The sequence below is a fragment of the Subtercola sp. Z020 genome (assembly GCF_002931235.1).
In the GTDB taxonomy this organism is placed as follows: Bacteria; Actinomycetota; Actinomycetes; order Actinomycetales; family Microbacteriaceae; genus Subtercola.
The window spans coordinates 36,266-42,680 of record NZ_PSTT01000003.1 but is presented as its reverse complement, the minus strand read 5'-3'; the positions used below and the strand labels follow the sequence as shown (position 1 = coordinate 42,680).

5 protein-coding genes are annotated in these 6,415 nt (G+C 66.0%); 2 read left to right on the top strand and 3 right to left on the bottom strand.

Features of this window, described 5'->3' with window-relative positions:
* Positions 1–61: 61 nt before the first annotated feature.
* Both C5B96_RS00295 and C5B96_RS00290 read left to right on the top strand, forming a co-directional pair.
* Entirely contained in the window at positions 62–1,165 is a 1,104-nt protein-coding gene (locus tag C5B96_RS00295; protein WP_104241795.1) for a BMP family protein, read from the top strand.
* Positions 1,166–1,229: 64 nt separating this feature from the next.
* Positions 1,230–2,096: a helix-turn-helix transcriptional regulator gene (locus C5B96_RS00290; protein ID WP_104241793.1), complete on the top strand. Its 867-nt coding sequence runs from the start codon at positions 1,230–1,232 to the stop codon at positions 2,094–2,096.
* Between the two features lie 45 nt (positions 2,097–2,141).
* Here C5B96_RS00290 and poxB read toward each other — a convergent pair whose 3' ends face one another.
* Genes poxB through alsS form a run of 3 tightly spaced genes read right to left on the bottom strand, consistent with a single transcriptional unit; the run spans position 2,142 to position 6,329 of the window.
* A complete protein-coding gene (poxB, locus tag C5B96_RS00285; protein WP_104241791.1) occupies positions 2,142–3,866 on the bottom strand; it encodes a ubiquinone-dependent pyruvate dehydrogenase in 1,725 nt (574 codons plus the stop codon).
* Positions 3,867–3,912: 46 nt separating this feature from the next.
* Positions 3,913–4,653 carry an acetolactate decarboxylase gene (gene budA / locus C5B96_RS00280; protein ID WP_104241789.1) on the bottom strand — a complete coding sequence of 247 codons (741 nt, stop codon included), beginning with the start codon at positions 4,651–4,653 and terminating at the stop codon, positions 3,913–3,915.
* Positions 4,650–6,329 carry an acetolactate synthase AlsS gene (gene alsS / locus C5B96_RS00275; protein ID WP_104241787.1) on the bottom strand — a complete coding sequence of 560 codons (1,680 nt, stop codon included), beginning with the start codon at positions 6,327–6,329 and terminating at the stop codon, positions 4,650–4,652. Before alsS ends, budA begins: the two co-directional genes overlap by 4 nt.
* Positions 6,330–6,415: the final 86 nt, after the last annotated feature.

Below are 6,415 nucleotides of genomic sequence, written 5' to 3'. Positions count from 1 at the left end.
CCCGCACCCGCACCCGCATCCGCACCACCCGACCGCATCACTCACCCCCAGGAGGAATTCCATGCACCAGACCACCCGCCGTCTCACCGCCGGAGCCGCCACCCTCGCTGCCGTCTCCCTGCTTCTCGCCGGCTGCGCTTCGGCCCCCGCCTCGTCGAACACGACCGGCCCCGCCTCCGCCGGCGGTACGGCGCTCCCCGTCTCGAACGGTTTCAAGCCATGCATCGTCTCCGACTCGGGCGGGTTCGACGACAAGTCGTTCAACTCGCTCGGCCTGCAGGGCGTGACCGATGCGGCGACCGCTCTCGGTGTCGACTACGTGAAGGTGCAGTCGGAAGGCGAGAGCGACTACCAGCCCAACATGGACAGTCTCGTCGCCCAGGGCTGCACGACCATCGTCGCGACCGGTTACCTGCTCGCCGATGCGACGAAGGCGGCCGCAACAGCGAACCCCGGCGTGAACTTCCTGATGATCGACGACACCTCCATCAGCCTGCCGAATGTGAAGTCGATCGTCTTCGACACCTCTCAGTCCGGTTACCTCGTGGGGTACGCGGCGGCCAGCTACTCGAAGTCGGGCATCGTGGCGACCTACGGCGGGGCACAGATTCCGCCCGTGACGCTGTACATGGACGGGTTCGCTCTCGGCGTCGCCAAGTACAACGCCGACAAGAGCGCCGACGTGAAGCTCCTCGGGTGGAACTTCGACACGCAGCAGGGCAGCTTCACGGGCAACTTCACCGACACCAATGCCGCAAAGGTGCTCAGCCAGGGCTTCATCGAGCAGGGTGCCGACCTGATCCTGCCCGTCGGCGGGCCCATCTACCAGGGCACGGTCGCCGCCATCCGCGACTCGGGAAAAGGCGAGGCGCTGCTCGGCGTCGACACCGACATGGCGGTCTCCGACCCGACAGATGCAGACCTGTTCCTGACCTCGATCGCCCGCGACATGCCCCTCTCGATCTCGTCGGTGATCGAAGACGACGCGGCGGGCACCTTCGACAACGCCCCGTTCGTCGGTACGCTCGCCAACAAGGGAGTCGCGATCTCTCCCTTCCACGACTTCGCCGACAGGGTCGACCCTGCCCTGCAGAGCGAGATCGACGCCCTGCAGGCGCAGATCATCGACGGCACCGTCACCCTCGACAGCCCTTCCGCACCATGACGCCTGCGCAGAGAACGGTGTCGCGCATCCACACCCCGCCACTCGCTCGGGTAGGGGCCGTTCGATGACCTCCGGTTCGGAGACGATCGCGCAGTTCCTCCGGATGCGTCGCTCCCTGCTGGACCCGGCAGAGCTCGGCTACCCGAGCGAGAGAAGGCGGGTGAGCGGCCTCCGGCGGGATGAGCTCGCCGAGCTCGCGAGCATCAGTGCGGACTACTACATCAAGATCGAGCAGGGCAGAGGTCAGCGCATCTCCGACCAGGTACTGGCCTCTCTCGCGCGGGCTCTCGACCTCGACGACCACCTGCGCAACTACTTCTACCGGCTCGCCCGGCCGACCGCGACCCTGCCGGCGCAATCGTGGGAGGCGCGACCGGTGAGCGACATCGTGCTCTCTCTGCTCAAGGCCAACGTGCAACAGCCCGTGTTCGTCTTCGACAGCAATCAGGACATCGTCGCCATCAACGAGATGGCGGACTTCCTGCTCCCGCACTATGCGATGTGGGGAGACAACATCCTCCTGACGACCTTCGCCGTCCCCCGGGAACTTCAGCAGGCGTCCGAGAACTGGCAGGAGATCGCGCGGCGAGCTGTTGCTGCACTCCGCTTCCACGGCGACCCCGGGCATCCTCGGTTCCAACAGATCGTCAGTCAGCTCTCGAGCACCAGCGAATACTTCCGGCAACTCTGGGCCGAGCATGACGCACGCCCGCACACGTCGGGACCGACCTGGATCGGAGTGGACGGATTCGGGCCGGTGGAGTTCACGAGTGTGGCGCTCGACATCCCGGATGGGTTCTTCATGGTGGTACTGCCCGCCGAACCGGGTACTCCCGCATTCGACGTGCTCGAACACTTCCGCACGAACCGGGTGACCGGCCGAGCCGTTCGCGGTCCCCTCGCCGGCTGGCCCAGCACAGCGTCACGCTGAGCGAGGTGCCGATCGCGAACAGCGCTCTTCAGTGTTCCCCGGGTCTCAGATGAACTGGCGGAAGTTGGTCGACGCCAGGTCGAGCAGCTCGTCTCCACGGCCGCTCAGAACGGTGCGGATGGCGTAGAGCGTGAAACCCTTCGCCTGCTCCAGCGTCACGTTGGGCGGCATCGAGAGTTCCTGGCGGTCGGAGCGCACCGACACCAGAGCCGGCCCGTCGTGGGCGAGAGCCTTCGCCAGTGCATCCTCGAGTTCATCGGAGTGGTCGACCCGAAAACCCGCGATGCCGATGGCTTCGGCAACGGCTGCGAAGTCGGGGTTCTTCAGCTCGGTGCCGAAAGACACGAAGCCCGCCGCCTTCATCTCCAACTCGACGAAATTCAACGACGAGTTGTCGAACACCACGATCTTCACCGGCAAGTTGTTCTGCACAATCGTGATCAGTTCACCGAGCATCATCGTCAGGCCGCCGTCGCCGGCCATCGCGACGATCTGTCGATCAGGGAAGGCCGTCTGGGCACCGATCGCATGCGAGACCGCGTTCGCCATCGAACCGTGAACGAAAGAACCGATCAGGCGCCGCCTCCCATTCATCCGCAGATAGCGAGCCGCCCAGATCACGGGAGAGCCGACGTCAGGGATGAAGATCGCGTCGTCGTCGGCGAGACGGTCGAGCACCCGGGCGATGTACTGCGGATGCAACGGCTTCTGCCGCGAGGAGGGCACGGCCAGGTCGTCGAGCTTCTCGCGGGTCTTGCCGTAGTGCTTTCGGGCCTCTTCGAGGTGGTGACTGTGTCGTGAACCCTCCAGCAGCGGAATCAGGGCCAGGGCCGTGTCCTTCACGGTTCCGACCAGGCCGATGTCGACCGGGTGCCGCTTGCCGAGCTGTTCACCACGGATGTCGACCTGGATGTGTTTCGCCCGAGCGGGGTAGAACTGCTGGTACGGAAAGTCCGTGCCGAGCATGAGGACGACGTCCGCATCCTCCATCGCCCGATAGCCGGAGGTGAAGCCGAGAAGCCCCGTCATGCCGACGTCGTAGGGGTTGTCCCACTCGATGTGCTCCTTGCCGCGGAGGGTGTGCACGATCGGCGCCTGCAGGCGCTCAGCGAAAGCAACGACCTCGTCATGAGCCCCCTGAACTCCTGCGCCCGCCAGAATCGTCACCCTGCCTGCGTGATTGAGCAGGTCGGCGGTTCGCTGAAGCTCGTCTGCTGACGGGATGATACGAGGCAGAGCCTGCTCGATCAGAACGGTGCGGGGGTGTTCTGCCTCGGCGAGCAGAACATCACCGGGGATGACGAGCACCGCGACGCCCCTCTTCTCCACGGCTGCGCGCATCGCGATCTCGAGGAGCCGGGGCATCTGCGTTCTGTCGGCAACGTACTCGACGAAAACGGAACACTCGCGAAAGAACTCCTGCGGGTGGGTCTCCTGGAAGTAGCCGGAACCGATCTCGGCGGTCGGGATGTGCGCCGCGATCGCCAGCACCGGAACACGCGATCGGTTCGCGTCGTACAGGCCGTTGATCAGATGCAGGTTGCCCGGGCCGCAACTGCCCGCGCACACGGCCAGGTCGCCGGTGAGCTCTGCGGCCGCGGCGGCGGCGAAGGCGGCGGCCTCCTCGTGCCGCACGTGGACCCAGCTGATGGTGCCGTCTCTGCGCAACGCATCAGTGAACCCGTTCAGGGAATCGCCAGGCAGACCGTAGATCCGTTGAACGTCATTCGCTCGGAGAGTGGCGACGATCGTCTCTGCGACGGTGGACATCGGTTCCTTTCATCATGCTTGTCACTGGAGGGTCTCTGAGCCCTGCTCAGGAGGTGGTACCTTCGGCTCGCTGCTCCTGCTGGGCCAGGTCGGCGAGGTCGATGTCGGCTTTTCGGTACTCCGGGGTGTCGGGCAGCACGAGCCGCAACTGTGTGATCGGGGCGATCGAGACGCGGCCCGCCGCAACGGTGAGGTCGAGCACGTGGCCGCCATGCGCCCGGGCGTCGTCGACGTAGTGCAGGTGGTAGCCCGCGACCGAGATCGCAGCCTCGAACTGAGGTGTGCGGAATCCGGCCACGGTGCCCTGCGTGGTCTCGAGTGTGTTGATGGTCTCGTGCGCCGAAGCATCCGTCAGTGGGGGGTAGGGCTTCTGCTGCTCCCCCACTGTGCGGGTCTTCAGGCCCGAGAACGTTCCGTCGATCCGCACGGCGACCGGGAGGTTGTCGCCGCCGGTCACGTCGTCGATCTGCTTCGTGAGCTGCGCCAGGGTGACAGGTTCGGTGATGTCGAACCCTCGGGCGCTCCTGAAGTGCGTGACCGCTGCGAAGGGGGTCTTATCCGTTCCCGAAGCGATCCGCACGCTGCCGTCGTTCCGCAGGTGGTAGCAGACCCCCTCGAGTACGATCATTTCGCCATCGAGATGATTGAACGTACCCACCCCGAAGTCGCCGTGGGTGAGGAGCTGCTGCACGGTGACGTCGCCGTCGTAGAGTCCGGTGAGCAGCGCCGCCATCGTCGAGGTCTGGTAGACGGTGTAGTCGTCCCCGGTGTCGACCGATGCACTCATTCGAAGGACTCCTCGTCGAGGTGGGCGGCGATGTCGCCATTGCGGCTGTAGTCGACGGCGACATCGATGATGGAGACCCCGTCTTCGGCGAGGGATGCACGCAGGGCCGACTCGAATTCCTCGTACCCGGTGACGCGGCGGCCCTTCGCTCCGAACGCCTCGGCGAAGGCGACGGAGTCGTAGTCGCCGAGTTGGATGCCCGAGGTGCGGCCGTACTTCAGCTGCTCCTGGAAGGCCACCATGTTGTAGGTGTTGTCGCGCATGATGATGTGCGTGAACGAGACCCCGAGCCGCTTGGCGGTCTCGAGCTCCTGGGCTGAGAACAGGAACCCGCCGTCGCCCGACACCGACACGACCTGGGTGCCGGGCCGCACGAGAGCGGAAGCGATGCCCCAGGGAAGCGACACGCCGAGCGTCTGCTGCCCGTTGGAGAACAGGAGGTGACGCGGCTCGTACACGCGGAAGTGGCGGGCCATGAAGATGTAGTTCGAGCCGATGTCGCAGGCGACCGTCGCGTCGTCGTCGAGAATGTCGCGCATCAGGAGCACGAGGCGCGCAGGGTCGACAAGGCCCGGCGCAGCGTCGGCCGTTCGGGCGGCGTCGTCGATGCCGGCGAGGTCCTGGCGGCGCTTCGCCGCGCTGGCGGCAGCAGCCTCGGAGAGCTTCAGGCCGGAGATCGCGGGTCGGAGTGCGTCGACGGTCGAGGCGACGTCACCCCGCAGTTCGAGGGTGGGGCGGTAGTGGTTGTCGTACGCCGCGGGCACAGAATCGATGTGGATGACCCGGCGCTCGACGTCGGAGTTCCAGATGACGGGGTCGTATTCGACGGCGTCGTATCCCACTGCGATCACGAGATCGGATTCGTTGAGCGTGATGTCGGCGGGCTGGTTCTTGAAGAGTCCGACGCGACCGAGGTAGTGGTCTTCGAGCTCGCGAGAGATGAGGCCTGCGGCCTGGAATGTCTCGATCACCGGCAGTTCGGTCTCGCTGATCAGCGCACGCAGAGCGCGAGTGCTGTCGATGTCGGCGCCACGCAGACCGACGAGCAGAACGGGTCGCTCGGCGGTTCGGATGAGGCCGGCGGCGGCGTCGACGTCGGCCGGGGCGGCGGGCCCCAGTTTCGGCACGGCCAGTGCCCTGCCCCCGGCAGAGACGGCGGTGGTCGCTGCCGCCATGACGCTGGCGGAGAGAACCACGGCCGCGGCACCCTTGGGCTCGGTGGTCGCAGCTCGGAAGGCGTTGACGACGGCTTCGGACACGTCGTCGGGGTCGGTCGACTCGACGGTCGACTTCGTGACGGTCGCGAGGAAGGCGGCCGCATCCATGGACTGGTGGGTGCGCTTCAGGCGGTCGGACAGCTGAACGGCGCCGCAGAGGGCCACGACCGGATCCTGCTCGGTGTTGGCGGTGAGGAGGCCGGTCGCGAGATTCGTGGTGCCGGGGCCGGAGGTGACGAGTACCACTCCGGGCACCCCGGTCAGTCGACCGACCGCAGCGGCCATGAATGCTGCGTTCTGTTCGTGCCTGCACACGATGAGCTCGGGACCCTCGTCGTTGGTCGCATCGAAGATGGCGTCGACCTTCGCTCCCGGTATACCGAAGATGTACGGGACTCCGGCAGAGGACACGATGTCCAGAACGTGGTTGGCGCTTCGGGGCTGTTCGATCGCGGGCATCCGTTTCTCCTTGGTCGAAGGGGCGCCGGCTTCGCCCCTGTTGCCCCGAACCTACGCAGACGGATTCGAGTCGTCACTGAACCGGA